The organism is Cellulomonas palmilytica (assembly GCF_021590045.1).
GTDB classification, from domain to species: Bacteria; Actinomycetota; Actinomycetes; order Actinomycetales; family Cellulomonadaceae; genus Cellulomonas; species Cellulomonas palmilytica.
In genome coordinates this window covers 3,535,598-3,562,146 of the sequence record NZ_CP062221.1, presented here as the reverse complement: position 1 = coordinate 3,562,146, position 26,549 = coordinate 3,535,598, and the positions used below count along the sequence as shown (strand labels likewise).

At 74.7% G+C, this 26,549-nt stretch carries 24 protein-coding genes and 1 pseudogene; 17 read left to right on the top strand and 8 right to left on the bottom strand.

The window, feature by feature from the left end; genetic code table 11:
• Positions 1-31: 31 nt before the first annotated feature.
• The gene (coaA, locus tag F1D97_RS16035) at positions 32-997 is read right to left on the bottom strand and encodes a type I pantothenate kinase (protein WP_236121492.1); all 966 of its coding nucleotides are present in this window, start codon (positions 995-997) and stop codon (positions 32-34) included.
• A 109-nt stretch (positions 998-1,106) separates the two neighbouring features.
• Here coaA and glmS point away from each other — a divergent pair, with 109 nt between their 5' ends.
• From glmS to F1D97_RS16020, 3 genes are read left to right on the top strand one after another with little or no spacing between them, the layout of a single operon-like run.
• The gene (gene glmS, locus F1D97_RS16030; RefSeq protein WP_236121491.1) at positions 1,107-2,963 is read left to right on the top strand and encodes a glutamine--fructose-6-phosphate transaminase (isomerizing); all 1,857 of its coding nucleotides are present in this window, start codon (positions 1,107-1,109) and stop codon (positions 2,961-2,963) included.
• Positions 2,964-2,966: 3 nt separating this feature from the next.
• Positions 2,967-3,302, top strand: a complete 336-nt coding sequence (locus F1D97_RS16025) for a nucleoside triphosphate pyrophosphohydrolase family protein (protein ID WP_236121490.1) — start codon at positions 2,967-2,969, stop codon at positions 3,300-3,302.
• On the top strand, positions 3,299-3,652 hold the full coding sequence (locus F1D97_RS16020; RefSeq protein ID WP_236121489.1) for a holo-ACP synthase: 354 nt from the start codon (positions 3,299-3,301) through the stop codon (positions 3,650-3,652). Before F1D97_RS16025 ends, F1D97_RS16020 begins: the two co-directional genes overlap by 4 nt.
• A gap of 28 nt (positions 3,653-3,680) precedes the next feature.
• Here the strand turns inward: F1D97_RS16020 and F1D97_RS16015 are convergent, their stop codons facing one another.
• The 4 genes from F1D97_RS16015 to F1D97_RS16000 form a co-directional block, all read right to left on the bottom strand.
• Entirely contained in the window at positions 3,681-5,900 is a 2,220-nt protein-coding gene (locus tag F1D97_RS16015) for a DEAD/DEAH box helicase (protein WP_236121488.1), read from the bottom strand.
• A 91-nt stretch (positions 5,901-5,991) separates the two neighbouring features.
• Entirely contained in the window at positions 5,992-7,368 is a 1,377-nt protein-coding gene (locus tag F1D97_RS16010; protein WP_236121487.1) for a hypothetical protein, read from the bottom strand.
• Positions 7,369-7,594: 226 nt separating this feature from the next.
• Complete coding sequence (locus F1D97_RS16005; protein ID WP_236121486.1) at positions 7,595-8,581, bottom strand: LLM class F420-dependent oxidoreductase; 987 nt, start codon at positions 8,579-8,581, stop codon at positions 7,595-7,597.
• Between the two features lie 37 nt (positions 8,582-8,618).
• On the bottom strand, positions 8,619-9,071 hold the full coding sequence (locus F1D97_RS16000) for a hypothetical protein (RefSeq protein WP_236121485.1): 453 nt from the start codon (positions 9,069-9,071) through the stop codon (positions 8,619-8,621).
• A gap of 96 nt (positions 9,072-9,167) precedes the next feature.
• Between F1D97_RS16000 and F1D97_RS15995 the strand changes: the two genes are divergently transcribed.
• The 6 genes and pseudogenes from F1D97_RS15995 to F1D97_RS15970 all read left to right on the top strand — a co-directional run bounded on the left by F1D97_RS15995 (position 9,168) and on the right by F1D97_RS15970 (position 14,713).
• Positions 9,168-10,730 carry a bifunctional ADP-dependent NAD(P)H-hydrate dehydratase/NAD(P)H-hydrate epimerase gene (locus F1D97_RS15995; protein WP_236121484.1) on the top strand — a complete coding sequence of 521 codons (1,563 nt, stop codon included), beginning with the start codon at positions 9,168-9,170 and terminating at the stop codon, positions 10,728-10,730.
• Positions 10,727-11,932 (top strand): alanine racemase, encoded by a 1,206-nt coding sequence (gene alr, locus F1D97_RS15990; protein WP_236121483.1) that lies wholly within the window; start codon positions 10,727-10,729, stop codon positions 11,930-11,932. The genes F1D97_RS15995 and alr overlap by 4 nt, the downstream gene beginning before the upstream one ends.
• Positions 11,929-12,450, top strand: a pseudogene (gene tsaE / locus F1D97_RS15985) (tRNA (adenosine(37)-N6)-threonylcarbamoyltransferase complex ATPase subunit type 1 TsaE); the annotation flags it as partial. The gene alr and the pseudogene tsaE, both read left to right, overlap by 4 nt.
• Positions 12,451-12,581: 131 nt before the next feature.
• Positions 12,582-13,271 (top strand): tRNA (adenosine(37)-N6)-threonylcarbamoyltransferase complex dimerization subunit type 1 TsaB, encoded by a 690-nt coding sequence (gene tsaB / locus F1D97_RS15980; protein ID WP_236121481.1) that lies wholly within the window; start codon positions 12,582-12,584, stop codon positions 13,269-13,271.
• 18 nt (positions 13,272-13,289) lie between these two features.
• Entirely contained in the window at positions 13,290-13,817 is a 528-nt protein-coding gene (gene rimI / locus F1D97_RS15975) for a ribosomal protein S18-alanine N-acetyltransferase (RefSeq protein WP_236121480.1), read from the top strand.
• On the top strand, positions 13,814-14,713 hold the full coding sequence (locus tag F1D97_RS15970) for a sulfurtransferase (protein ID WP_236121479.1): 900 nt from the start codon (positions 13,814-13,816) through the stop codon (positions 14,711-14,713). The genes rimI and F1D97_RS15970 overlap by 4 nt, the downstream gene beginning before the upstream one ends.
• A gap of 58 nt (positions 14,714-14,771) precedes the next feature.
• On the opposite strand, the gene F1D97_RS15965 is transcribed toward F1D97_RS15970, so the two are convergent.
• Positions 14,772-15,413 carry a malonic semialdehyde reductase gene (locus tag F1D97_RS15965; protein WP_236121478.1) on the bottom strand — a complete coding sequence of 214 codons (642 nt, stop codon included), beginning with the start codon at positions 15,411-15,413 and terminating at the stop codon, positions 14,772-14,774.
• Positions 15,414-15,562: 149 nt separating this feature from the next.
• Between F1D97_RS15965 and tsaD the strand changes: the two genes are divergently transcribed.
• From tsaD to F1D97_RS15925, 8 genes are all read left to right on the top strand, one after another.
• Positions 15,563-16,609, top strand: coding sequence for a tRNA (adenosine(37)-N6)-threonylcarbamoyltransferase complex transferase subunit TsaD (tsaD, locus tag F1D97_RS15960; RefSeq protein WP_236121477.1), 1,047 nt, complete (start codon positions 15,563-15,565; stop codon positions 16,607-16,609).
• A gap of 156 nt (positions 16,610-16,765) precedes the next feature.
• Positions 16,766-19,996 carry a [FeFe] hydrogenase, group A gene (locus F1D97_RS15955; protein WP_236121476.1) on the top strand — a complete coding sequence of 1,077 codons (3,231 nt, stop codon included), beginning with the start codon at positions 16,766-16,768 and terminating at the stop codon, positions 19,994-19,996.
• 25 nt (positions 19,997-20,021) lie between these two features.
• Positions 20,022-21,074, top strand: a complete 1,053-nt coding sequence (locus F1D97_RS15950) for an ABC transporter substrate-binding protein (RefSeq protein ID WP_236121475.1) — start codon at positions 20,022-20,024, stop codon at positions 21,072-21,074.
• A 26-nt stretch (positions 21,075-21,100) separates the two neighbouring features.
• Entirely contained in the window at positions 21,101-21,913 is an 813-nt protein-coding gene (locus tag F1D97_RS15945) for an ABC transporter permease (RefSeq protein WP_236121474.1), read from the top strand.
• Positions 21,910-22,524, top strand: coding sequence for an ABC transporter ATP-binding protein (locus tag F1D97_RS15940; RefSeq protein ID WP_236121473.1), 615 nt, complete (start codon positions 21,910-21,912; stop codon positions 22,522-22,524). Before F1D97_RS15945 ends, F1D97_RS15940 begins: the two co-directional genes overlap by 4 nt.
• A gap of 54 nt (positions 22,525-22,578) precedes the next feature.
• Positions 22,579-23,205: an FMN-binding negative transcriptional regulator gene (locus tag F1D97_RS15935; RefSeq protein ID WP_236121472.1), complete on the top strand. Its 627-nt coding sequence runs from the start codon at positions 22,579-22,581 to the stop codon at positions 23,203-23,205.
• Positions 23,206-23,264: 59 nt separating this feature from the next.
• Complete coding sequence (locus tag F1D97_RS15930; protein ID WP_236121471.1) at positions 23,265-23,645, top strand: ArsR/SmtB family transcription factor; 381 nt, start codon at positions 23,265-23,267, stop codon at positions 23,643-23,645.
• On the top strand, positions 23,642-24,130 hold the full coding sequence (locus F1D97_RS15925) for an SRPBCC family protein (RefSeq protein ID WP_236121470.1): 489 nt from the start codon (positions 23,642-23,644) through the stop codon (positions 24,128-24,130). Before F1D97_RS15930 ends, F1D97_RS15925 begins: the two co-directional genes overlap by 4 nt.
• Before the next feature lie 27 nt (positions 24,131-24,157).
• Here F1D97_RS15925 and F1D97_RS15920 read toward each other — a convergent pair whose 3' ends face one another.
• Together F1D97_RS15920 and F1D97_RS15915 are read right to left on the bottom strand one after the other, a co-directional pair.
• Positions 24,158-25,294 carry a glutamate--cysteine ligase gene (locus F1D97_RS15920; RefSeq protein WP_236121469.1) on the bottom strand — a complete coding sequence of 379 codons (1,137 nt, stop codon included), beginning with the start codon at positions 25,292-25,294 and terminating at the stop codon, positions 24,158-24,160.
• Positions 25,294-26,523, bottom strand: coding sequence for a class I SAM-dependent methyltransferase (locus F1D97_RS15915; RefSeq protein ID WP_236121468.1), 1,230 nt, complete (start codon positions 26,521-26,523; stop codon positions 25,294-25,296). Before F1D97_RS15915 ends, F1D97_RS15920 begins: the two co-directional genes overlap by 1 nt.
• Positions 26,524-26,549: the final 26 nt, after the last annotated feature.

Below are 26,549 nucleotides of genomic sequence, written 5' to 3'. Positions count from 1 at the left end.
GAGCGGCCCGGCGAGTGGCCCGGCGCGGCGCTCAGAGCTTGCGCAGGCGCACGCGCTGGACGCTGTGGTCCGAGCCCTTGGTGAGCACCAGAGTCGCGCGGCTGCGCGTCGGCAGGATGTTCTGCTCGAGGTTCGGGGAGTTGATCGAGTCCCAGATCGACTCGGCGCGCTCGACGGCCTCGTCGTCGGACAGCGACGCGTACCGGTGGAAGTACGACGCCGGGTCGGCGAACGCGGTCTGCCGCAGGCTGAGGAACCGGTCGACGTACCACTGGCGCACGTCGCGCGGCTTGGCGTCCACGTAGATCGAGAAGTCGAAGAAGTCGCTCACCGCGAGGCTCGAGCTGCCCTCCGCGGACGGCCGCGCGGGCTGCAGGACGTTGAGGCCCTCGACGATGAGCACGTCGGGGCGCCGCACGACGATGTGCTCGTCGGGGACGATGTCGTACGTCAGGTGCGAGTACACCGGCGCGGTGACCTCGGGCTTGCCCGCCTTGACCTTGGAGACGAACCGCAGCAGCGCGCGCCGGTCGTACGACTCGGGGAAGCCCTTGCGCTGCATGAGGCCGCGACGTTCGAGCTCCGCGTTGGGGTACAGGAACCCGTCGGTGGTGATGAGCTGCACGCGCGGGGTCGCGGGCCACCGGGCCAGGAGCTCGCGCAGCAGGCGGGCCGTCGTGGACTTGCCGACCGCGACCGAGCCCGCGACGCCGATGACGAACGGCGTGGGCGTGATGTCCTCGCGCAGGAACGTCGACGACGCGGCGTGCAGGCCGCGCGTGGCCTCGATGTACAGGTCGAGCAGCCGCGAGATCGGGCGGTAGATCGCGTCCACCTCGGCGAGGTCGATCGGGTCGCCGATGCCCGCGAGGCGCTCGACGTCCGCGTCGGTGAGCGGCAGGGGGGTGGACGCCGACAGCCGCCGCCACGCCTCGCGGTCGAGGTCGACGTACGGGGTGGCGGGAGCCAGGGACGGCGTCGACGACGACGGGAGCACACACCGATTGTGCCGGACGCGGCGAGCAGGGACGTGACGGGCGGCGACGTGACGTGGGCGACCTGCCGCGCCACCGGTCGCGCACGGGGCGGCGGATAGACTCGCCGGCATGTGTGGAATCGTCGGCTACGTCGGTAGCCCGGTCGCCAGCGCCCGCCCCCTCGACGTCGTGATCGAGGGCCTGCGGCGGCTCGAGTACCGCGGGTACGACTCCGCGGGCGTCGCGCTCGTCGGCACGTCGGGTGCGCTCGCGACCGCCAAGAAGGCCGGCAAGCTCGCCAACCTCGTCGAGGAGATCGACGCGCACCCGCTGCCCGACGCGACCGCCGCGATCGGCCACACGCGCTGGGCCACGCACGGCGGTCCGACGGACGTCAACGCGCACCCGCACGTCGCGGGCGACCTCGCGGTGATCCACAACGGCATCGTCGAGAACTTCGCCGTGCTCAAGGCGCAGCTCGTCGCGGACGGCGTCGAGTTCGCCTCGGAGACCGACACCGAGGTCGTCGCGCACCTGCTCGCGCGCGCCTACCGCGAGACCCGCGACCTGACGACCGCGATGGGTCGCGTCGCGCGCGCGCTCGAGGGCACGTTCACGCTGCTGGCCGTGCACGCCGACGTGCCGGACACGGTCGTCGGCGCGCGGCACGACTCGCCGCTCGTCGTCGGGCTGGGCGAGGGGGAGAACTTCCTCGGCTCGGACGTCGCGGCGTTCATCGCGCACTCGCGCGAGGCGCTCGAGCTGGGCCAGGACCAGGTCGTGACGATCACGCCGACCTCGGTGAGCGTCACCGACTTCGACGGCGCTCCCGCCGACGCGCGCCGCTACACGGTCGACTGGGACGCGGCCGCCGCGGAGAAGGGCGGCTTCCGCTCCTTCATGGACAAGGAGATCCACGACCAGCCGCACGCGGTCGCGGACACGCTGCTCGGCCGCACGGACGTCAGCGGCCGCCTGGTGCTCGACGAGGTGCGCATCGACGAGTCGGTGCTGCGCTCGGTCGACAAGATCGTCGTCGTCGCGTGCGGCACCGCCGCGTACGCGGGGCACGTCGCGAAGTACGCGATCGAGCACTGGTGCCGCATCCCCGTCGAGGTCGAGCTCGCGCACGAGTTCCGCTACCGCGACCCGGTCGTGAACGAGCGCACGCTGGTGGTCGCCGTGTCGCAGTCCGGCGAGACCATGGACACGCTCATGGCCGTGCGGCACGCGCGCGAGCAGGGTGCGAAGGTCCTCGCGATCGTCAACACGCACGGCTCGACCATCCCGCGCGAGTCCGACGCGGTGCTCTACACGCACGCGGGTCCGGAGATCGCGGTCGCCTCCACCAAGGCGTTCCTCGCGCAGATCACCGCCGCCTACCTGCTCGGCCTGTACCTCGCGCAGCTGCGCGGCAACATGTACGCCGACGAGGTCGCGCGCACGCTCGACGAGCTGCGTGCCATCCCGGACAAGATCCAGCAGGTCCTCGACCGCGCGGGTCGCGTGCGTGAGATCGCGCGCTGGATGGCGGACACGCAGTCGGTGCTGTTCCTCGGCCGGCACGTCGGGTTCCCCGTCGCGATGGAGGGCGCGCTCAAGCTCAAGGAGCTCGCGTACATCCACGCGGAGGGCTTCGCCGCGGGCGAGCTCAAGCACGGGCCGATCGCGCTCATCGAGCCCGGCCAGCCCGTGTTCGTCGTCGTCCCGTCCCCGCGCGGCCGGCACTCGCTGCACTCCAAGGTCGTCTCGAACATCCAGGAGATCCGCGCGCGCGGCGCCCGCACGCTCGTGATCGCCGAGGACGGCGACGAGGCGGTGCGCCCGTTCGCGGACGAGGTGTTCTACGTGCCGCAGACGCCCACGCTGCTCGCGCCGCTGCTCGCGGTCGTGCCGCTGCAGGTGTTCGCGTGCGAGCTCGCGACCGCCAAGGGCCTCGACGTCGACCAGCCGCGCAACCTCGCCAAGTCCGTCACGGTCGAGTGACCGGTGGAGCTCGCCGACGCGCAGCGTGAGGTCGAGACGATCAGCCGCGTCTACGCGCGGCTGCACGGCATCGAGCGCACCGACGACTGGGCGGTCCTCAAGCTCGGCGAGGAGGTCGGCGAGCTGACGCGCGCCTACCTCGCGGCGACCGGCCGCTCACGCCACCAGGGTGAGCCCGCCGAGCTCGCGGACGCGCTGCGCGACGAGGTCGCGGACGTGCTCGGGATGCTCATGATCGTCGCGCACCGGCTCGGCGTGGACCTCGACGAGGCCGTCGAGCACAAGTGGCTGCGCTGGCGGCACCTGGTCGAGGAGCAGGACCTGGAGCCGCAGCCGTGATCGTCGGGGTCGGCATCGACGTCGTCGACGTCGCGCGGTTCGTCGCGACCCTGCACCGCGTCCCGGCGCTGCGTGAAAGGCTGTTCACGCCCGACGAGCGCGTCATGCCCGAGACGTCGCTCGCGGCGCGGTTCGCCGCGAAGGAGGCCATCGCCAAGGCCCTCGGCGCGCCGCCGGGGATGTCCTGGCAGGACGCGACCGTGCGCCGCGTCGTCGGCGCGCAGCCGGTCGTCGAGGTGACCGGCACGGTGCTCGCCCGGGCCGCCGAGCTCGGCGTCACCCGCTGGCACCTGTCGATCTCCCACGACGCGGGCATCGCCTCGGCGATGGTCGTCGCGGAGCGTGACTAGGGCGACCCTTCCGGGCGACCGGACGGCGTCAGGTGGCGATCGCGTCCGGACGACGGGCCGCGAGGCGGGCCTGCTCGTCGGCGATGATCGCGCGGGCCAGGTGCGGGGCGGAGACGTCGACGGCCGCGGCGGCGGCCTCGGTGAGCTCGGACTCGCGCACGTACGCGTCGAACACGCCGCGCTTGGTCTCCAGGGTCTCGAGCAGGCGCTGGTCGACGGTGTCCTCGACGAGCAGGCGGTGCACGCGCACCGCGCGGACCTGGCCCATGCGGTGGGCGCGCGCGATGGCCTGGGCCTCGAGCGCGGGGGAGACCTGCGGCTCGCACAGCACGACGACGGACGCGGCCTGGATGTTGAGGCCGACGCCGCCGGCCCGGACCTGGGCGACCAGCACCGCGGGCTCGGGCGAGGCGGTGAAGTCGTCGACGAGCCGCTGGCGCGCGGCCGGGGTCGTGGAGCCGGTGAGCGGCCCGAACGTCGGTGTCGTGGGCGCCAGTGCGGCGTGCACGACGTCGAGGACCTCGCGGAACCACGAGAACACGACGACCTTGGCGCCGTTCGCGCGGGCCTCGGCGCAGATCTCCAGCAGGCGCTCGAGCTTCGCGCACTCGCGGGGGTCGCCGGAGACGAACGCGGCGCGGCGCATCGCCGCGAAGCTCCCCGCCTCGACCGCGGCGCGGTAGGCGGCGCCGTCGACCGCGCCGAGCTCCTCCCACTCGTCGACCTGGACGAGCGGGGGCAGCTCGCCCAGCACGTCGTCGAGGTTGCGGCGCAGGTAGACGGGCGCGACGGCGGACCGGAACGCGTCCGCGCCGGCGACGCCTGCGGCCGGGTCGATCGTGTCCGCGAGCTCGGGCTGCAGGTAGCGCACGAGCGCGCAGAACTCGTCGACCGTGTGCTCCATGGGCGTCCCGGTGAGGAACAGCACGCGCTGCGACCGCTCGGCGAGGCGCGCGACCGCCCGGCTGCGCTTGGCGTCGGGGTTCTTCACGAAGTGCGCCTCGTCGACGACGAGCAGGGCGGGTGCCGCGTCGTCGAGCGTGAGCCGGCGCAGCGTGCTGAACGTCGTGACGGCGACGCCGCCGTGCGCGAGCCAGTGCGCCGCGGCCGCGTCGCGCTGGTCGCCGTGCAGCAGGAGCGCCGTCAGCGCGCTGTGCGTGGCGAGCTCGCGCACCCAGCTGTGGACCACGGACGCGGGCGCGACGACGAGCACGTGCGTGGCACCGCCCGCGACGAGGTGCGCCGCGGCGGCGATCGCCTGCACGGTCTTGCCCAGGCCCATCTCGTCGCCGATGATCACGCGCCGCTGCACGAGCGCGAACCGCGCGCCGAACGCCTGGTACCCGCGCAGGGACGCGTGCAGCAGCGACTCGTCGAGGCGCTGCGCCTCGATGCGCTCGACGATCTGCGAGGGCAGGAACCCGGTGGCCGCGGCGACGTCCTCGCGCAGGTCGACGAGCGGTGCGAGCAGCGCGTAGTACGTGGCGGAGCGCCGCTCGAAGTCCGCCCACAGCGCGGGTGGTGGCACCACGTGCCGCGTCGCGTCGGCGACCCGTGCGGCCGTGCGCTCGAGCCCCGTCTCCCTCGCCCAGGCGACGAGCCCGGAGACCCGGGCGACGGCCTCGTCGGCCGCTGCCTTGCGGGCTCCGCCCATGAACAGCCGCCGCCACGACCCCGCTGCGGCCGGTGCGGCGACCGCCGCCTCGCGCGCGACGTCCGCCGCGAAGGCCCGCAACCGCGGGACGAGCGCCTCGTCCGCGACGAGCTCCTCCCACCGGCGGACCGCGCGCAGCAGCTCGGTCGCGAGGCGGTCGGACGGGTCGACGTCGATGCGCAGCTGCACGCTCTCGCGCGCCGCGCGGGCGATCTGGTCCGCCGCGGCGACGATCCGCGCGGCGGACTGCGGGCCGATGCCCGGCACGGCCTGCAGGCCGTGCGTGCCCACGCGCAGCACGTCCGCGACGGTGCGGAGCCCGTGGGCGGCGAGCCCGTCGAGCGAGAGCCGCCCCTCGGTCACGTCCCGCACGCGCTCGACGCCGACGCGCGCGAGGTCCGCCTCGGCGCGGCGGGCGCGCATCGCCTCGAACGCCCCCACGACGGCGGCGCGGGCGTCGTCGACGTGCCCGACGAGCGCCGTGGCCCGGGCCGCCTCGGTGTGCGCGTCGGCGAGCAGCGCGGCGACCTCGGCGCGGCGGGGTGGCCGCGGTCGGTCGACCGCACCTGGCCAGTCGCGCGTCTCGATGGTCACGGCGCCGAACCTAGTGCCTGGCCGCGGCCCCGCGACGCGCGAGGGCCCGCCACCGCCGAAGCGGTGACGGGCCCGGGAGCAGCGCGTGCGATCAGCGGGAGATCGCGGCGGTCTGCTTCGACGTCGCAGTGCCCGCGAGGTAGCCGTCGCGCTTGGCCGTGACCTTGACCGAGAGCTTCTTGCCGGCGTCCGACGAGGTGAGCACGTAGGTGTTCTTCGTCGCGCCCGAGATGGCCGTGCCGTTGCGCAGCCACTGGTACGTGAACGTCAGACCCGAGGAGTCCCAGGTGCCGCGCGACGCGGTGAGCGTCTTGCCGACCTTCGTCGTCCCCGTGATGGCCGGCAGCGCCTTCGCGACGGGCGCGTTGCCCGCCATCACCGCGGCGGTCTTCGTCGACGTCGAGAAGCCGTACGCGTTGCCCGCGATCGTCGGACGGTGCGTCGCCTTGACCGAGATCTTCGTGCGCAGGTCCGCGGCCGTGAGCTTGTACGACGAGGCCGTCGCGCCCGAGATCTCCTTGCCGTCACGCAGCCACTGGTAGCTCGTCGTGCCGGCGAGCGACCACGTCGCGGCCTTGACCTTCAGCGTCGCGCCGACCTTGGCGGTGCCCGTGATGCCGACCGCCGTGGTCGCCTTCGCGCCGAAGACGTAGATGTCCGCGGTCGAGGCGCCCGCCTTGAACGTGCCGGCGGCCGCGAGGTTCTTCGTCACGACGCGCTTGGTGCCGCCGTAGTAGTAGGCGTTGAGGAACTGGTCGTTCGACCCCTCCTCGTCGTAGTGCGGGAACGAGAGGGTGTAGCTCGCGCCCGGGAACAGGCCGCCCGTCGGGAGCGACATCTGGACGGTGCTGCCGCTCTCCGCGGGACGGTCGAACGAGGCGCTGCCCGGCTTCGTGACGCCGAACGCCGAGGACGCCGCCGTGGGCATCTCGCCGTACGACCCCGCGTACCCGGAGAACCGCGCGGTGCCGGGCTCGACCAGGTACGGACCCGAGTGGTCGTACCACCAGCTCGGCGGCTCCGAGAGGTACGGCGCGATGACGCGGACGGTCGTGGGCCCCGCCGCCTTGACCGGGCGGACCGTGATCTTCGAGCCGGTCTTCACGGCGGTCGCCTCGGCGGACGTCGCGACGTACTTCGACGACCCGGCGTAGTAGCCGGTGGCCACCTTGCCCTGGAAGTCGATGATGCTGACCTGGTACGACTTGCCGGCGACGAGCTCGTCGAACTTGAAGTCGCCGGCCTCGTCGACCTCCGTCGTCTCGGCGAAGTCGGCGCCCTTCGCGCCGGGCGCCCACGCGACCGCGAGCTTGTACGGCGCCTCGACACCCGAGGGCAGGACGACCTTGCCGACGATCGAGCCGGTCGCGGCGGACGCGGGGGCGGCGACGAGCAGGGAGCCGACGGCGAGCGCGGGGAGCGTGGCGAGCGCGACGGCGAGTCGCGTGCGGGTACGGGCCTGAGTCATGCGGATCCTTCGGTCGCTGGAGGACGAGGTCTGCCTCGCCCCGCGCGAGAATCCCGCAGGTAAGATGCCCTTTTGCAGGGGGTCACCCGGTCGAACCGCGCGAGTTGCCCCGGTACCGCCCGCGCCGTCCGACTAGCGGCGAGGTGCGTCACCCGGTCGGGCGAGCCCGGACGTCCCGACCGCCACCCGTGTGCGTGCGGTACCGCCGGGTGAGGTCGGGCGACGTTCAGCGCAGCTCCGGGACCACCTGGTCGGCGAACAGCTCGATGCTCGAGCGGTCGTACGCGGCGTCCGCGAAGTACGTGATGGCGTACTCGAGGCCGAGCCCGCGCAGCGCGGTGAGCTTCTCGACGACCTGCTCGGGGGTCCCGACGAGCGGGCCGTTGCGGAAGTCCTCGGCGAGTCCCGGCGCCTTGGCGGGCACGGTCAGCGCGTAGTGCTCCTCGACCCACGCGATCTTGTCGTCGACGTCCGCCTCGGTCTCGCCGATGACGGCGTTGTAGTTGGCCGAGCGCGTGATCTCGGCCAGGTCGCGGCCGATCGCGGCGCAGTGCTCGGCGAGCACGGCCGACTTGTGCGCGAACCCCTCGGGCGTGCCGTCGAAGTTGGTGTACTGCGCGTGCTCGGCCGCGATCCGCAGCGTCTTCTTCTCGCCGCCGCCCGCGATCCACAGCGGCGGCCCGTCGACCTGCAGCGGCAGCGGCGACAGCTGCGCGCCGTCGACCTGGTAGTGCTTGCCGGCGAACGTCGCGACGCCGTTCGTCCACAGCTGCTTGAAGATCTGCACGCCCTCGTCGAGCATCGCGATCCGCTCGCCCGCCGTGGGGAACCCGTACCCGTAGGCGCGCCACTCGTGCTCGTACCAGCCGGCGCCGATGCCCATCTCGACGCGACCGCCCGAGATGACGTCGGCGGTCGTCGCGACCTTCGCGAGGTAGGCGGGGTTGCGGTACGCCATGCACGTGCACATCTGGCCGAGCCGCACGCGTGAGGTGCTCGCCGCGAACGCGTTGATGAGGCTCCACGCCTCGTGCGTCGCCTCGCCGTTCGGCTCGGGCACCGCGTGGAAGTGGTCGTAGACCCAGATGGACTCGAACGCGTCGCCCTCGTCCGCGTACCGCGCGAGCCCGCTCATCACCGCCCAGTGCTCCGAGGCGTCGATGCCCGTGAGGTCCTGCCGCCAGCCCTGGGGGATGAAGAGTCCGAAGCGCATGGGCGCACCGTACCCGCGCCGCACCGGCAGGCGCAGGTCAGCCGGGGAACGTCTCACCGAAGCGCACGACGAGCGCGGCGAACCCGGTCCCGACGGTCGCGGCCAGCGCGATCGCCGCGACGATCAGCGTCAGCGTCGCGCGGGTGGTGCGGCCCTGCCGGCGCGGGGTCACGTCGGCCGGGTTGCGCGGGTCCACCCAGACCGTGCCGTCGAACGTGTACGGGACGCCCGGAGCGCGCACGAGCCACACGAACAGCTGCGTGCGCAGCGGCCTCCCGTCGGGGCCGGGGTACTCGACGTCGACGAACGTGCCCGGCCCGACGTACGACGACGACAGCTGCCGAGCGGGGACGCGCACGCGCTGCACCCCGCGCGCGGCGGCGAGCCACCGGAAGCCCACGGTCGCGAGGACCGCGGTGACCACGGCGCACACCGCGCAGACGACGCCCAGCACGGCGGCGGGGGACGGGTCGCTCAGGGCGGAGTCCACGGGTTCCTCCTCGCTGCGGGTGACGGCGCGAACCGGGAACCGTAGCAAACCGGGCTCTCGTTGGCCCCGCCCCCGATCGGGCGCGAGGATGGGCAGGTGCTGCTGTCCTGGACGTCCGCGCAGGTCCGCGCCGCGGAGGCGCCGCTGCTCGCGGCCGGTGCGCCGCTCATGCAGCGCGCGTCGTTCGCGCTCGCGGGCGCGGTGGCGCGCGTGCTGCGCGAGCGGCGCGGCCGGGTGGTCGGCGGGTCGGTCGTGCTGCTCGTCGGGCCGGGGAACAACGGCGGCGACGCCCTGCACGCGGGGGCGCACCTGCGGGCTCGGGGTGTGGACGTGCTGGCGCTCGCGCTCGCGCCGCGCGTGCACGACGAGGGTCGCGCGGCGCTGCTGGCGGTCGGCGGGCGCGTGCTCGTCGTCGACGAGGACGGCGTCGAGGCGGCCGCGGCGCGCGCGGCCCGCGCGGACGTGGTGCTCGACGGGGTCCTCGGCATCGGCGCACGCCCCGGTGGCCTGACGGGCGTCGCGGGGGCGCTCGTCGCGCGGCTGTCCGCGGACGACGAGCGTGCGCCCGCGGTCCCGGTCGTCGTCGCGGTCGACACGCCCTCGGGGATCGGCGTCGACGACGGGTCCGCGGCGGGGACCGTGCTGCGCGCCGACCGGACCGTGACGTTCGGCGCCCCCAAGCCCGGGCTGCTGCTGCCGCCCGCGACGGCGCTCGCGGGCGAGGTCGAGGTCGTCGACATCGGGCTCGACCTGCCGGACCCTCCCGCGGTCGCCCGCCTCGAGGACCACGACGCGGCCGAGCTGTGGCCGGTCCCGACCCCGGCTGCGCACAAGTACTCGCGCGGCGTCGTCGGCGTCGTCGCGGGCGCACGCCGGTACCCGGGTGCCGCGGTGCTCGCGACCTCGGCCGCGGTGCTCGCGGGCGTGGGGATGGTGCGGTACCTGGGCGACGTCGCGGACCTCGTCGTCGCGCGGCGGCCCGAGGTGGTCGTCGGGCCGGGCCGCGTGCAGGCGTGGGTGTTCGGACCGGGGGTGTCGCCCGACGACGCGGCGCAGCGACGGCGCATCGAGCACGCCTTCGAGGGCGTGGTGAACCGCGGCGAGCCCGCGGTCGTGGACGCCGGGGCGCTCGAGCTGCTCCCGCCGCACGTGCCCGCGCACGTCGTGCTCACGCCGCACGCGGGCGAGCTCGCGCGGCTGCTCACCGACCGCGGGCACCGCGTCGACCGCGCGCACGTCGAGGCGCACCCGCTGCACCACGCGCGGCTCGCGCACGAGCTCACCGGCGCGACCGTGCTGCTCAAGGGCCACGTGACGCTCGTCGTCGGACCCGGGGGCGCCACGTACGCGCAGGCCGACGCGCCCGCGTGGCTCGCGACCGCGGGCGCGGGCGACGTGCTCGCCGGGCTGCTGGGCGCGATGCTCGCGGCCCGCGCCGCGGACGTCGTCGACGACCCGTCGCTCACGGCGGCCCTCGCGGCCGCGGCGGCGCTCGTGCACGGGCGCGCGGCACGCACCGCGAACCCCGACGGCCCCGTCACGGCGCGCGGGATCGCGCTCGCGCTGCCCGAGACCGTGCGCGCGCTGCTCGCCACCGGCCGCGCGACGACCGCGCGCTCGGCCGGTCCGGCCGGTCGCGGTGGGAGGATGGGCCGGTGACCTTCCCCGCCCGAGCCGTCGTCGACCTGTCCGCCATCGCGTCCAACGTCCGCTCGCTGCGGGCGCACGCGCCCACCGCGCAGGTGATGGCGGTGGTGAAGGCGGACGCGTACGGGCACGGGCTCGTGCCGTCGGCGCGCGCGGCGCTCGCGGGCGGTGCGACGTGGCTCGGCACCGCGCAGATGGACGAGGCGATCGCGCTGCGCGCCGCGGGGATCAGCGCGCCACGCGTGCTCACGTGGCTGTACGCGCCGGGCGCCCCGATCGCCCGCGCGATCGAGTCCGACGTCGACGTGTCCGTCTCGTCGGCCCCCGCGCTCGACGAGGTCGTGTCCGCCGCCCGGCTCGTCGGCCGCACCGCGCGCGTGCACCTCAAGGTCGACACGGGCCTGGGACGCAACGGCCTGACGCCCGACGACCTCGCCGACCTGCTCCCCGCGGCGCTGCGCGCGCAGGCCGAGGGTGCCGTCGCGCTCGTCGGGATCTGGTCGCACCTCGCGTTCGCCGACGAGCCCGACCACGCCACGGTGCGCGCGCAGCACGACGTGTTCGCGGACGCGGTGCGGCTCGCGGAGGCCGCGGGCGCGGCGCTCGAGGTCCGGCACATCGCGAACTCCGCCGCGACCCTCACGTCGCCGCAGGTGCACTACGACCTCGTGCGGCCCGGCATCGCGGTGTACGGGCTGTCGCCCGTGCCGCAGCTCGGCGGCCCGGGCGAGTACGGGCTCGTCCCGGCGATGACGCTCGAGGCCGAGCTCGCGACCGTCAAGCGCGTCCCCGCCGGGCACGGCGTGTCCTACGCGCACCAGTACGTCACGCCGCGTGCCACGCGCCTCGGCGTCGTGCCGCTCGGGTACGCCGACGGCATCCCGCGGCACGCCTCGGGGGCGCAGGACCGGCTCGGCGGGCCGATCCGCGTCGGGGACCGCACGCTCGGCGTCGCCGGGCGCGTGTGCATGGACCAGGTGGTCGTCGACCTCGGGCCGGACGCGACCGAGCGGGCGGGGGACCGCGTCGAGCTGTTCGGCACGGGCGCCGACGGCGGCCCGACCGCGCAGGACTGGGCGGTGGCCGCCGGGACCATCTCGTACGAGATCGTCACGCGCCTGTCCGGCTCAGTGCCGCGCGAGTACGTGGGGCTCGAGGTGCTGGACGACGAGGTGTCCGGCCAGGCCGCCGCTACGGCGGGAGGCGCGCGATGAGCGACGTCGTCGTCCGGCTGCCCGACGCGGACGCCACGCGCGCGTACGGCCGCGCGCTCGCGGGCGTGCTGCGCGCCGGGGACCTGCTGGTCCTCACCGGTGACCTCGGCGCGGGCAAGACCACGCTCACGCAGGGCATCGGCGCGGGCCTCGGCGTGCGCGGGCAGGTCGCGTCGCCGACGTTCATCATCGCCCGCGTGCACCCGGGGCTGGTGCGCGACGACGGCACGGCCGGACCCGACCTCGTGCACGTCGACGCGTACCGGCTGTCCTCGCTCGACGAGGTCGAGGCCCTCGACCTCGACTCGAGCCTGGAGGACGCCGTCACGGTCGTGGAGTGGGGCCAGGGCTGGGTCGAGTCGATCGCGACGGACCGCCTGGAGGTCGCCATCACGCGCCCGCGCGGGGGCACCGCGCCCGGCGACGACGCGGTGGACGACGACGGCGGCGCGGGCGAGCGCGTCGTGACGCTGCGCGCCGTCGGCGAGCGGTGGGCCGGGGTCGACCTGGCCGCTCTCGGGGACACGGTTCTCGGGGACACGGTTATCGGGGACACGGTTCTCGGGGATACGGCGCTCGGGGACACGGCGCTCGCGGTGCGGGCGGACGAGGGCTCGGCCACCGACCAAGGCGTGGCAGGCTGAGCGTCGTGCCCCTGCTCGCCCTCGACACGTCCTCGTCCGTCTCCGTCGCCGTCACGGACGACACCGGCACCGCGCTGGCCCGCCACCGCGCCGACCTGCCGCGCCACCACGCGGAGCTGCTCGCGCCATTGGTCGCCGAGGCGCTCGCCGACGCGGGCGTCGACCGTCGCGAGCTGTCCGCGGTCGTCGTCGGGACCGGTCCGGCGCCGTTCACGGGGCTGCGCGTCGGTCTGGTGACCGCCCGCACGCTCGCGCTCGCGCTCGGCGTGGACGCGCTCGGCGTCCCGAGCCTCGACGCGCTCGCCGCGGCCGCGACCCGCGCGGTCCCCGTGGGTGCGCCGCTCGTCGTCGCGACCGACGCGCGCCGCCGCGAGGTCTACTGGGCGGCGTACCGGCGCGACGAGGCCGGCGCGCTGCACACGGTCGTCGCACCGCGTGTCGGGCCGGCGGGCGACGTGGCCGACGAGGCCGCGGTGGCCGGGGGCTTCGTCGTCGGCGCGGGCACGCACCTGTACCCGGACGCGTTCGCGCACCTGACGCACGTGCCGGACGCCGACGACCTCGACGCGGCCGAGCTCGTGCCGCTCGCGCTCGCGCGCCGCGCCGCGGGCGACGCGCTGACGACCGACCCGCTGTACCTGCGCCGTCCCGACGCGGTGCCCCCGGCCGGCAGCAAGCGCGTCCTCGGTGGCTGAACGGCGGATGGTCGGCAGATGAGCACGGCCCGGACGCCGCTGCGGCTGCGGCCGCTCACCCCCGACGACGTCCCGGCGATGGACGTGCTCGAGCGCACGCTGTTCGGCGCGGCCGCGTGGTCGCCCGCGAGCCTCGCCGAGGAGGTCGTCGGCCCGGGGCGGTGGTACGTCGGCGCGCAGTACGGCAGCGGCCCGCTCGTCGGGTACGCGGGGCTGTGGTTCGACGGGTACGACGCGCAGGTCATGACGATCGGCACCGCGGTCGAGCACCAGGGCCACGGGATCGGTCGCGTGCTGCTCGACGCGCTCGTCGCCCGCGCGCGCGAGCTGGGGGCCCCGTCGGTGCTGCTCGAGGTGCGCGTCGACAACGAGCCCGCGCTGCGGCTGTACCAGCGGGCGGGATTCGAGCGCCTGGGCTTGCGCCGCGGGTACTACCAGCCGGAGAACAAGGACGCCTGGACCATGCGCCTCGACCTGACGCAGGCTCCGGGCGAGGGGTCTACCGCGACCGCGGGACCCGGCGACGAGACGGGGGATCGGGCATGACGAACAGGGCGACGACGGACGCGACGACGGACGCGACGACCGACACGACGCGTGCGGCCGTGCTGGTGGACGCGGTGACGCTCGCCGGTGAGCTCGCAGGGGAGCTCACGGGCGACGAGCCGCCCGTGCTGCTCGACGTGCGCTGGGCGCTGGGGCGCACGGACGGTCACGAGCAGTACCTCGCGGGCCACCTGCCCGGCGCGGTGTACGTGGACCTCGACACCGAGCTCGCGGCGCCGCCGAGCGCGGCGGCGGGCCGTCACCCGCTGCCCGACGTCGCGGCGCTCGAGGCCGCGGCGCGGCGCTGGGGCGTGCGCGAGGGCGCGCCGGTCGTCGCGTACGACGCGAGCGGTGGCACGTCCGCGGCGCGCGCGTGGTGGCTGCTGCGCTGGGCGGGGGTCGCGGACGTGCGGCTGCTCGACGGCGGGCTCGCGGCGTGGACCGCGGCGGGGCTGTCGACCGAGCCGGGCGAGGTCACGCCCGAGCCGGGCGACGTGGTGCTCGCACCGGGCGCGCTGCCGACGATCGACGCCGACGACGCCGCCGCGTGGTCGGCGACGGGCACGCTGCTCGACGCGCGCGCGCCCGAGCGGTACGCGGGGGAGGTCGAGCCGGTCGACCCGCGCGCGGGGCACATCCCCGGTGCGGTCAGCGCGCCGACCGCGGGGAACCTCGCGGCGGACGGCACGTTCCTGCCGCCGGACGCGCTGACCGAGCGGTTCCGCGCGCTGCGGGCGCGGGCGGGCGCGCCGGTCGCGGTGTACTGCGGCTCGGGGGTCACGGCGGCGCACCAGGTCGCGGCGCTCGCGAGCATCGGCGTCGAGGCGGCGCTGTACCCGGGCTCGTGGTCGCAGTGGTCGTCGGACCCGGAGCGCCCGGTCGCGACGGGCACCTGAGGCCCGGGACGGACCTGAGGGACCGGGTCGGCCGCGCGCGGCCGACCCGGTCCGCTCGTCAGGCGGTCGCGGAGACCTGGTCCCAGGTGAGGCGCGCGGCGCGCGGGTGGTGCGTGCCCACGCCGTCGCGGTGGCCGACGAGCACGAGCAGCTGCGACTGCCAGCCGCTCTCGGCGAAGAACTCGGCGTCCACGCCCGCGGCGTCGAACGCGCCCATCGGCCCGGCGTCGAGGCCCGCGGCGCGCAGCGCGGTCACCAGGTAGCCGGTCTGGATGTGCGTGTTGGTGCGGGCCATGGCCTCGCGCGTGGCGACCTGGCCCTCGAGCCCTTCGACCATCGCGGCGCGGTGCGGCGCGAGCACGGGCAGGTGGCGGTGGAACGCCGGGTCGGCGGCGACGACGAGCGTGACGGGCGCGGCGAGGATGCGGTCGCGGTTGCCCTCGGCGGCGAGCGCCGCGAGCCGGGCCTTGGCGTCGTCGGAGCGCACGACGAGCAGGCGCAGCGGCGTGATGTTCATCGCCGTCGGACCCCACTTGAGCAGGTCGTAGGCCGCCTCGAGGTCGGCGTCGGTCACGGGCTCGTCGGTGAACGCGCCGACGGTGCGGGCGTCGCGGAACAGCAGGTCGGCGGCGTCGTCGCCGATCGCGTACGCGGGCGTCGGGAAGTCGAGGGAGTCGATCGTCGCGGTCTCGGTCGTCATGAAGTACGTGAAGTCTCAACCACCTCGGTCGCTTCCCCCTGTCGTGGGTGACGCTCGCCACACCCCGTCGGCCGCGTCTCGGGCCAGGTCCCGGCCCGGCGGCCGCTCCGGTGCCGGACGGACCGCGCGGGCGGCCTAAGGTGGTCGGCATGCCGAACAGCGAGCCCCTCGTCCTCGGGATCGAGACCTCGTGCGACGAGACCGGGGTCGCGCTCGTGCGCGGGTACGACCTGCTGGTCGACGCCGTCGCGTCCTCCGTCGACGAGCACGCGCGGTTCGGCGGGATCATCCCCGAGATCGCCTCGCGCGCCCACCTCGAGGCGATGGTCCCGACGATCGAGCGCGCGCTCGCCACCGCGGACGTCACGCTCGAGCAGGTCGACGCGATCGCGGTCACCGCGGGTCCCGGGCTGGTCGGGCCGCTCACGGTCGGCGCGTCCGCCGCCAAGGCCCTCGCGATCGGGCTCGACAAGCCGCTGTACGGCGTCAACCACGTGATCGGCCACGCGGTCGTCGACGAGCTCGTCGACGGCCCGTTCCCGGAGCGCGTCATGGCGCTCGTCGTGTCCGGCGGGCACTCGTCGCTGCTGCTGGTCGACGACACCGTCAACGTCACCGAGCTCGGGTCGACGCTCGACGACGCGGCGGGCGAGGCGTTCGACAAGGTCGGCCGCCTGCTCGGCCTGCCGTACCCCGGCGGCCCGCACATCGACCGGCTCGCCCGCGAGGGGAACCCGGAGGCGATCCGCTTCCCGCGCGGCCTCACCGCGGCCAAGGACCAGGCGAAGCACGCGACCGACTTCTCGTTCTCCGGGCTCAAGACGGCGGTCGCTCGGTGGGTCGAGGCGCGGCAGGACGCGGGCGAGGAGCTGCCGCTCGCGGACGTGTCCGCGTCGTTCGCGGCCGCGGTCGCGGACGTGCTGACCGCCAAGACCATCGCGGCGTGCCGCGCGCACGGGGTCTCGACGCTCGTCGTCGGCGGCGGGTTCTCCGCGAACTCCCAGCTGCGGGACCTGGCGGCGCAGCGGTGCGCGGAGGCCGGCATCGAGCTGCGCATCCCGCCGATCCGCTACTGCACCGACAACGGCGCGATGATCGCGGCGCTCGGCTCGGCGGTCGTGCGCCGCGGCATGCGCCCGTCGTCCCTCGACATCCCCGTGGACTCCTCGATGCCGCTCACGCAGGTCCTCGTCTGACGCGTCCTGGCCGGGGGCGCGAACTGCGCATCTAGGTCGGAAGTCACGCGCGACCGGCGCGGACGGCTCCCTAGCGTGGGGGTGGCGCGGCGCGGGCACGCCGCGTGGCGTGCGGGCGACGAGGCCCGTCGCTCCAGCCCGCGAGGAGGGCGCGACGTGAGCGTGCACGACGAGCGCGTGACCGTGACGGTCGACGGCCGCCAGGTCGAGGTCGGGTCCGGTACGACGATCCTGCGGGCGCTGGCCGCCGAGGGGATCGCGATCCCGTCGCTGTGCCACGACGTGCGCCTCGAGCGCTCCAACGCGAGCTGCGGGCTGTGCGTGGTCGAGGTCGGCGAGGGCAGCCCGCGCGACGTCAAGGCGTGCCTCACGCCCGTCACGGACGGCATGGTCGTCACGACGCGGTCCCCGCGCCTGGAGGCGTACCGCAAGGTGCGCCTGGAGCAGCTGCTCACGGACCACAACGCCGACTGCGTCGCCCCGTGCGTGCAGACGTGCCCCGCGGGCGTCGACGTGCAGACGTACCTGCAGCACGTCGCGGACGGCAACTACGAGGCCGCGGTGCGCGTCATCAAGGACCGCAACCCGTTCCCGTCGGTGTGCGGCCGCGTGTGCCCGCACCTGTGCGAGTCGGCGTGCCGGCGCAACCTCGTCGACGAGCCCGTGGCGATCAACTACGTCAAGCGGTTCGCGACGGACTGGGACATGGCGCGCGAGACCCCGTGGGTCCCGCGGACGGCGCCCGCGACGGGCAAGCGGATCGCGGTGGTCGGCGCCGGACCGTCCGGGTTGTCCGCGGCGTACTACAGCGCGCTCGCCGGCCACGCGGTCACGGTCTTCGAGAAGCAGGAGCACGCGGGCGGCATGATGCGCTACGGCATCCCCGAGTACCGCCTGCCGAAGACCACGCTCGAGTCCGAGATCGACGTCATCCGGGCCCTCGGCGTGCGGGTCGTGACCGGCAAGGCGCTCGGCACGCACCTGAGCCTCGAGGACCTGCGCCGCGACTTCGACGCGGTGTACCTGGCGATCGGCTCGTGGCGCGCGACCCCGCTGCGCATCGACGGCGAGAACCTCGACGGTGTGTGGCTCGGCATCCAGTACCTCGAGCGCGTCGCGAAGGGCGACGAGATCCCGCTCGGCCGCACGGTCGTCATCGGCGGCGGCAACACCGCGATCGACTGCGCGCGCACCGCGCTGCGCACGGGCGCGTCGCACGTGCGGCTCGTCTACCGGCGCACGCGTGAGGAGATGCCCGCCGAGCCGTTCGAGGTCGAGGAGGCGCTCGCGGAGGGCGTCGAGATGCTGTACCTCACGGCGCCCGAACGGATCAGTGCCGACGAGGACGGCTCCAAGCGCCTGACGTGCCTGCGCATGGAGCTCGGCGAGGCCGACCGCACGGGCCGGCGGCGACCGGTGCCCGTCGAGGGCAGCCAGTTCGACATCGAGGCCGACACGATCATCGGCGCGATCGGCCAGAGCACCGACACCGGGTTCCTCTACTACGAGAACCCCGTGCACATCAGCTCGTGGGTGCGGGGCCGACCCGCGCACGGCGCCGAGGAGGCCGCGTACGCGGACCTGCCCGTGCGGCTCAACCAGTGGGGCGACGTCGAGGTCGACGGCCGGACCATGCAGTCGTCGGAGGACAAGATCTTCGCCGGCGGCGACTGCGTCACCGGCCCGGCCACGGTCATCCAGGCCGTCGCGGCCGGGCGGCGGGCCGCCGCGGCGATGTCGGACTTCGTCCTGCGCGGCTACGTGCGGCCCGGCCACGAGGACTACTCGTGCTCGCGCGGCACGCTCGAGGACCTGCCGCGCCACGAGTTCGAGGACGTCGTGCGCGTGCCGCGCGCGACCATGCCGTCGATCCCGCTCGAGCAGCGCCTGGCCGGGTTCGACGAGGTCGAGACCGGGCTCACGCAGGAGCAGGCGCGCACCGAGGCGGCGCGCTGCCTGTCGTGCGGCTGCGCCAAGCAGGACTGCTGCCAGCTGCGCGACGAGGCGACCGCGCACGGCATCGTGTTCGAGACGCCGCTGCACGTGCGGCCGTACGAGCCCGTCGTCGCGGACCACCCGTTCATCGTGCGGGACAACAACAAGTGCATCGCGTGCGGCCGGTGCGTCACGGCGTGCGCCGAGATCGAGGGCCCCGGGGTGCTGGCGTTCCAGTACCACGAGGGCCGGCTCGTCGTCGGCACGCACAACGGGCTGCCGCTCGACCAGACCGACTGCGTGTCCTGCGGGCAGTGCGTGCGCGCGTGCCCGTGCGGCGCGCTCGACTACGTGCGCGAGCGCGGCGACGTGTTCACCGCGATCAACGACCCGCACAAGGTCGTCGTCGGCTTCGTCGCGCCCGCCGTGCGCTCGGTGATCGCCGCGGAGTACGGCATCGCGCCCGCCGAGGCCAGCGCGTTCATCGCGGGGATGATGCGCAAGGTCGGCTTCGACAAGGTGTTCGACTTCTCGTTCGCCGCGGACCTGACGATCCTCGAGGAGACCACCGAGTTCCTCGACCGCGTCGGGAGCGGCGGTGTCCTGCCGCAGTTCACGTCGTGCTGCCCGGGCTGGGTCAACCTCGTCGAGCGGCGCTACCCCGCGCTCATCGACCACCTGTCGAGCTGCAAGAGCCCGCAGCAGATGATGGGGACCACGGTGAAGCACCACTTCGCGCAGCAGGCCGGGATCCCGCTCGACGAGCTGTACGTCGTGTCGATCGTGCCGTGCATCGCGAAGAAGTACGAGGCCGCGCGTCCGGAGCACGCGACCGACGGCGTGCGGGACGTCGACGCGGTGCTCACGACGACCGAGTTCCTCGAGATGGTGCAGATGCTGCGGCTCGAGCCCGCGGACGTCGAGCCCGGCGAGTTCGACGAGCCGTACGCGCGCGTGTCCGGCGCCGGCGTGCTGTTCGGCGCCTCGGGCGGCGTGGCCGAGGCGGCGCTGCGCATGGCGGTCGAGAAGCTCACCGGCGAGCCGCTGGTGGAGCACCTCGACTTCCACGAGCTGCGCGGCACGGCGGGCCTCAAGGAGGCGACCGTCAGCGCCGGGGGAGTCGACGTGCGCGTCGCGGTCGTCTCGGGGCTGGGCAACGCCGAGCCGCTCATCCGGCGCGTGATCGCGGGCGAGGACGTCGGGTACGACCTCGTCGAGATCATGGCGTGCCCCGGCGGCTGCGTGAGCGGCGCGGGCCACCCCGTGCCGACGTGCGCCGACGAGACGCCCGGCCGTCAGCAGGTGCTCGTCGACATCGACCAGCTCTCGCCCATCCGCAAGTCGCAGGAGAACCCCGACGTGCTGCGGCTCTACGACGAGTTCTACGGCGCGCCGGCCTCGCCGCTCGCGCACGACCTGCTGCACACCACGTACGCGCCGTTCCGCGGCTGAGGTGAGGACCGACATGAGGCGGACCGTGACGACGCTCGCGGCGACGGCGGCGCTCGCGCTGCTCGCGGCGTGCGGGACGGGCGCGACGGCGGGGTCACCGACGACGAGCCCGACGACGAGCCCGACGACGAGGCCGCACGTGCCGGTCGCCTCCGCGGAACCGCCCGAGCGGGTCACCGTCCGGGTCGCCGCGCTGACCGGCCCGACGACGATCGGGCTCGTCGGCCTCATCCGCGAGGCCGACGCGGGCACGGGCCTGCAGGACTACGAGGTCACGACGTACGGCACGCCCGACGAGGTCGTCCCGCTGCTCGTCAAGGGCGAGGTCGACGTCGCGCTCCTGCCCGCCAACCTCGCCGCGGTGGTGCACCAGCAGACCCGCACCGACGACGACCCCGGCGTGCAGGCCGTCGCGGTCAACACCCTCGGCGTGCTGTCCGTCCTGGAGCACGGCTCGAGCATCACCTCGCTCGCGGACCTGCGCGGCCGCACCCTGTACTCGACGGGCAAGGGTGCGAGCCCGCAGTACGTGCTCGAGCACCTGCTGCGCCAGTCGGGGCTCATGCCGGGCTCGGACGTCACGGTCGAGTACCGGTCGGAGGCCACCGAGGTCGCGGCGCTGCTCGCCGCCACGCCCGGCGCCGTGGGCGTCCTGCCGCAGCCGTACGCGACCGCCGTGACCGCGCAGACCCCCGAGGTACGCGTCGCGGTGGACCTCACGCAGGCGTGGTCGGAGCTGGGCAACGCATCGCAGCTCGTCACCGGCGTGACGGTCGTGCGCTCGCAGTTCGCGCGCGAGCACCCGCAGGCGCTCGCGGACTTCCTCGCAGACGACGCGGAGTCGGTCGCGTTCGTCAACGCCTCGCCCGCCGAGGCCGCCGAGCTCGTCGTCGCCGCGGGCATCGTCAAGGCCGCGCCCGTGGCGCAGGCCGCGATCCCGGCGTGCCACGTCGTGCACCTCGTGGGCGACGAGCTGCGCCCCGCGCTGCAGGGGTACCTGCAGGTGCTGCACGCCGCCGAGCCGAAGGCCGTGGGCGGTGCGCTGCCCGGCGACGACTTCTACCTCGACGCGGGCTGACGGGCCTGGCTGATCGGGCGGTCGGGATGAGCGACACCGGCGGACGCACGGACGAGGGCCCCCTCGCGCGGCGCGCGAGGACGGCCGCGGCCGTCGCGTGCTGGCTCGTGGTGTGGCAGGTCGCGGCGCTCGCGCTCGGGCAGCCGATCCTGCTCGTCGGACCGTGGGACGTCGTCGTGCGGCTCGTCGAGCTCGTCCCGACGGGCGAGCTCTGGGCGACCGTCGGCCGCACGCTGACGAACGTCGCGCTCGGCTTCACGCTCGCGCTGGTCGCCGCCGTCGCGCTCGCGGCGGCCGCCGCGGCGTGGCGGTGGGCGGACGCGCTGCTGGCGCCGCTGGTCTCGACGATCCGCGCGACCCCGGTCGTGGCGTTCATCATCCTGGTGCTGCTGTGGACCGACTCGGCGCGTCTCGCGCTCGTCGTCGCGTTCCTCATGGCGCTGCCGGTGCTGTACGTCAACGTGCTCGAGGGTGTCCGGCAGCGCGACGAGCGGCTGCTGGAGATGACGCGCGTGTTCGCGGTGCCGTGGCCGCGGCGGCTGGCCGCGGTCGACGCGCCCGGCGTGCTGCCGTACCTGGTCGCGGGGTGCCGCACGGGCATCGGCCTCGCGTGGAAGAGCGGGATCGCGGCCGAGGTGATCGGGCTGCCCGCGGGCAGCATCGGCGAGCAGATGTACCAGGCGAAGCTGTTCCTCGCGACGGCCGACCTGCTCGCGTGGACGGTCGTGGTCGTCGTCCTGGCCGCGCTCACCGAGCGCGTGGTGCTCGCGCTGCTGGAGCGCGCGCGGCGCGCGCTCGCGGCGGGCGACCGGGTGGTCGCGGGCGGGAGCGGGCGATGATCGCGCTGGAGGACCTCACCGTCCGGTTCGGTGAGCACGTGGTGCTCGACCGGCTCTGCCTGGAGCTGCCCGACGGCGCGACGACCGCGGTGACGGGCCCCAACGGCGCGGGCAAGACGACGCTCGCGCGCGTGCTGCTCGGGCTCGTGCGCCCGTCGTCGGGGCGGGTCCGCGGCCTCGCGGGACGCGCGCGGGCCGCCGCGTTCCAGGAGGACCGGCTGTGCGAGCAGCTGTCCGCGCCGGCGAACGTCCGGCTCGTGCTGCCCCGCTCGTCGGGGGACCTGGCCGCCGAGGGTCTGCGGGCGGTCGGGCTCGACGACGCCGCGTGGCACGGCCCGGTGCGCGCGCTGTCCGGGGGGCAGCGCCGCCGCGTGGCGCTCGTGCGGGCGCTGCTGCCCGCTGCGGACCTCGTCGTGCTCGACGAGCCGTTCGTCGGGATCGACGCCGCGTCCCGCGCCGACGTGCTCGCCTGGACCCGGGACCGGCTCGCCGGGCGCACCGCGCTCCTGGTGACGCACGACCCGGCGGAGGCCGCCGCGCTCGGTGCCACCGTGGTGCGTCTCGAGCCCGCGCGCGGCGCGGCCGGCGCGCACGAGGAGGCGGGCGCGTAGGCCGACGGGCGGGCCGCGGAAATCCGGTTGGCCCGGATCGTTACTGTCGAGCGCATGTACGTCCCCGTCTTCAACGCCATCGACGACGACGCCGCACGCACCCTGGTCGGCGCGGTCGGGTCCGCCGAGCTCGTGACGACCGGAGCGGACGGGTTCCCCGTCGCGACGCTCCTGCCGGTGCTGTGGGAGGGCGACCGGCTCGTCGCGCACCTCGCGCGCGGCAACCCGCAGTGGCGCGAGATCGCGGAGCGTGGCGACGACGGCGCACCGGCGCTCGCGATCGTCGCCGCCCACCAGGCGTACGTGTCGCCGGCCTGGTACGCGTCGAAGGCGGAGCACGGGCGCGTGGTGCCGACGTGGAACTACTCCGCGGTGCACCTGTCGGGCCGAGTCCGCGTGCACGACGACCCCGACTGGCTGCGCGGAGTGCTGACGCGACTCACGGACGCGCACGAGTCGCACCGCGCGCAGCGGTGGCGCGTGAGCGACGCCCCGGAGGTGTTCGTGACGAAGCAGCTGCGCGCGATCGTCGGGGTCGAGCTGCTGGTCGAGCGGGTCGAGGGCAAGGCGAAGCTGAGCCAGAACCGGTCGCCGGCCGACCGTGCGGGCGTCGTCGCGGGACTGCTGGACGAGGCGGTGCCCGGCGCGCGCGTGGTGGCCGAGGCGATGCGCACGGACTGACCCCCGGGGGTTGTGGGGCGCACGAAGGGCGCGTAACGTACAACCACATGGTTGTAGAAATGGATGTCGGCTCGCTCGACCAGGACGAGGTCGACCGGATCTTCGGCGCGCTCGCCGACGCGACCCGGCGCGACATCGTCGTGCGCGTGCTGGCGGAGGAGCAGTCGGTCTCGACGCTCGCCCGGCAGTACGCGATGAGCTTCGCGGCCGTCCAGAAGCACGTCGCGGTGCTCGAACGGGCCGCGCTCGTGCGCAAGCGCAGGCAAGGTCGTGAGCAGATCGTGAGTGGCGACGTCGAGACCGTCCGGGCCGCGGCCCGGCTGCTCGACGCGTACGAGGCGGTCTGGCGCGGTCGCGTCGACCGGATCGCGGACCTCCTCGCGGAGGACGGCGACCACCAGGAGAACCCGCCCCCGAACGACGAGAGGGACCCGTCATGACTGTCGTCAGCACCACGAAGGACACCGAGGCGCTGAGCCTCGTGATCGTCGCCGAGCTCGCCGCACCGCCCGAGAAGGTGTGGACGATCTGGTCCGACCCCCGCAAGCTCGAGCGCTGGTGGGGGCCGCCCGAGTGGCCCGCCACGTTCGTCGACCACGACTTCCGCACCGGCGGGAACGCGAGCTACTACATGACCGGCCCGGACGGGTCGAAGGCGCACGGCTGGTGGACGTTCGTCTCGCTCGACGAGCCGCGCTCCCTCACGTTCGAGGACGGCTTCGCCGACGACAGCGGCCGACCCTCGGACGCGCTGCCGACCATCCACGTCGCCGTCGGGATCGAGGCGTTCGACGGCGGCACGCGCATGACCGTCACGTCGCGGTTCGACACGCTCGAGGACCTCGAGAAGATCGCCGGCATGGGCATGGCCGAGGGCATGACCGAGGCGATGGGCCAGATCGACGCGATCCTCGCCGAGAGCTGAGCGCCGGGCGCGTCCCGGTCGCCGGGCCTACAGCGGCTTGCCCGCGCGGAGCTCGGCGACCAGGGACGCGACCACCGCGTCCAGCTCGCCCGCGTTGCGGCGGGCCACGGCACGCTGGCGTTGGTAGGACGCGCCGCGGCGCAGGATCACGCGGACGTCGTCGAGCTCGGCCGCGCAGCCGAGCCGCTCGGCGACGGGCGCGAGCACCTGCAGCCAACGGGACACCGAGTCGGTCACGAGCTCCTCGTCGCCGACGGCGTCGGTGATGACGATCGCGTCCATGCCGTAGCGCGCCGAGCGCCACTTGTTCTCCTGCACGAACCAGGTGGGCATGCTCGGCAGGGTCTCGCCCGCGTCGAGCAGCGACGAGAAGTGCTCGACGAGGCAGTGCGTGAGCGCCGAGATCGCGGTGACCTCGAGCAGGTTCGTCGCGCCGTCCGCGATGCGCATCTCGAGCGTCCCGAACCGGGGCGACGGGCGGATGTCCCAGCGGACCTCGTCGAACTGGTCGATGACGCCCGTGTGCATCATGTCGCCCACGTACTGCTCGAGCTGCGACCACTCCTCGAACTGGTACGGCAGGCCCGCCGTCGGCAGCTGCTGGAACAGCAGCGCCCGGTTGGACGCGTAGCCGGTGTCCTTGCCGTTCCAGAACGGCGACGACGCGGACAGCGACTGGAGCTGCGCGAACACCGTGAGCATCGCGCGCGAGATCGGCAGCACCTTGGCGCGGTCCTCGACGCCCACGTGCACGTGCACGCCGTAGATGAGCATCTGCCGGCCCCACCACTGCGTGCGGTCGATGAGCGTCGCGTAGCGCTGCTTGTCGCTGACCTTCTGCGTCGCCCAGTTCGCGAACGGGTGCGTGCCGCCGCCCATGAGGTCGATGCGCAGGGGAGCGGCCGCCGCGGCGACCTCGTCGAGCGCGCGCTGCAGGTCCCGCCCCGCCTCGGCGACGGTCGTGCACTTGCCCGACGAGATCTCGACCGTGTTGCGCAGCAGCTCCTGCGTGATGTTCGGGTGGTCGTGCCCCACGGTGTCGAAGATCGCGTCGGCCGCCTGGCGCAGGTCGCCCGAGTCGGCGTCGACGAGCGCGACCTCCCACTCGAGGCCGACGGTCGAGCGCTCGCTGTGCGCGAACGGCAGGTGGACGGGTGCGGCCATCACGCGTCTCCCGGGGAGGTGCCGACCGGGCCGGTCGGGGCGGGGTCGGGTCTGTCGAGCGGTTCGACGACGAGCACGCTCTGCTGCCCGGCGATCCGCGTGAGCACGATCGTGCTCGTCGCCCCGCCGCGCAGGTCGAGCTGCCGACGCAGCTGCTCGGGGACCACGGCGGTGCCGCGCTTCTTGATCGTGAGGCGACCGACGCCGCGCTCGCGCAGGTACGTGCGCAGGCGCTTGAGCCCGAACGGCATGCGGTCGAGCACGCGGTAGCCGGTCGCGAACGGGGTCGCGCTGCGCTCGTCGGACGTCACGTACGCGATCGTCGGGTCGACGAGGCGTCCGCGCACGTCGAGCGCGACGTCGCCCACGAGCCCCGCGCGGATGACCGCGCCGTCCGGCTCGTACAGGTAGCCGCCGACCTCGCCGACGTGCGCGTGCGCGGGCTCGTCGGGCGCGAGGACGTGCGCGGTGTCGTTCGCGAGGACGAGCGCGGACCGCCCGGGACCCTCGGGCGCGAGCGGGCCGAACCACAGCCCGAGCTCCACCACGTCACCCTCGACCGAGACCCACTGCGCGCGCGCGTCCGCGGGCAGGTCGCGGTGCGCGACGCCCGGGCCGAGCTTGAGACCGAGCGCGGGGACGCGCTCGCGGACGGCGAGCACCGCGTCGAGCGGCGGCGCGTACGCGGCCGGGTCGTGGATGCGCGAGCCGCCGCCGGTGCGCCGCGCGGGGTCCGCGTAGACGCCGTCGACGTCCGCGAGGTCGAGCGCGAGGCCGTCGGTGTGCCGGACGACGACCTCGGGGAAGTGGCGCAGGTTCACGGTCGCGATCGCCGCGGTCATCTCGTCGAGCTCGGCGGCGGTGACGCGCAGCCCGACGCCCGCGAACGCGAGCGCGTCCGCGCCGATCCCGCACGTGAGGTCCGCGACGTGCGTCAGCCCCGCGTCGCGGTAGCGGCGCGCGTGGTGTGCGGCGACCTCGAGACGCGTCGCCTGCTCGAGCCCCGCGGGGGTGAACAGCATGCCGTCGGCGAAGTCGCCGAGCTTCGCGTGGGCCTTGGCACGCAGCCGGGACTGCGTGAGCGCGGCCGCGACGAGCGAGGGGTGCAGCCCCTCGGCGCGCAGCCGCTCGCCCAGCGGCATCGCGAGCCGCTCGTCGTACGGCGGCAGGGCGGACAGCAGCGCCCACCCCTCGGGGGCGAGCAGCCGGCTGAGCCCGTCGGCATCCATGGCGGCGATCCTTCCACCTGTCGCGC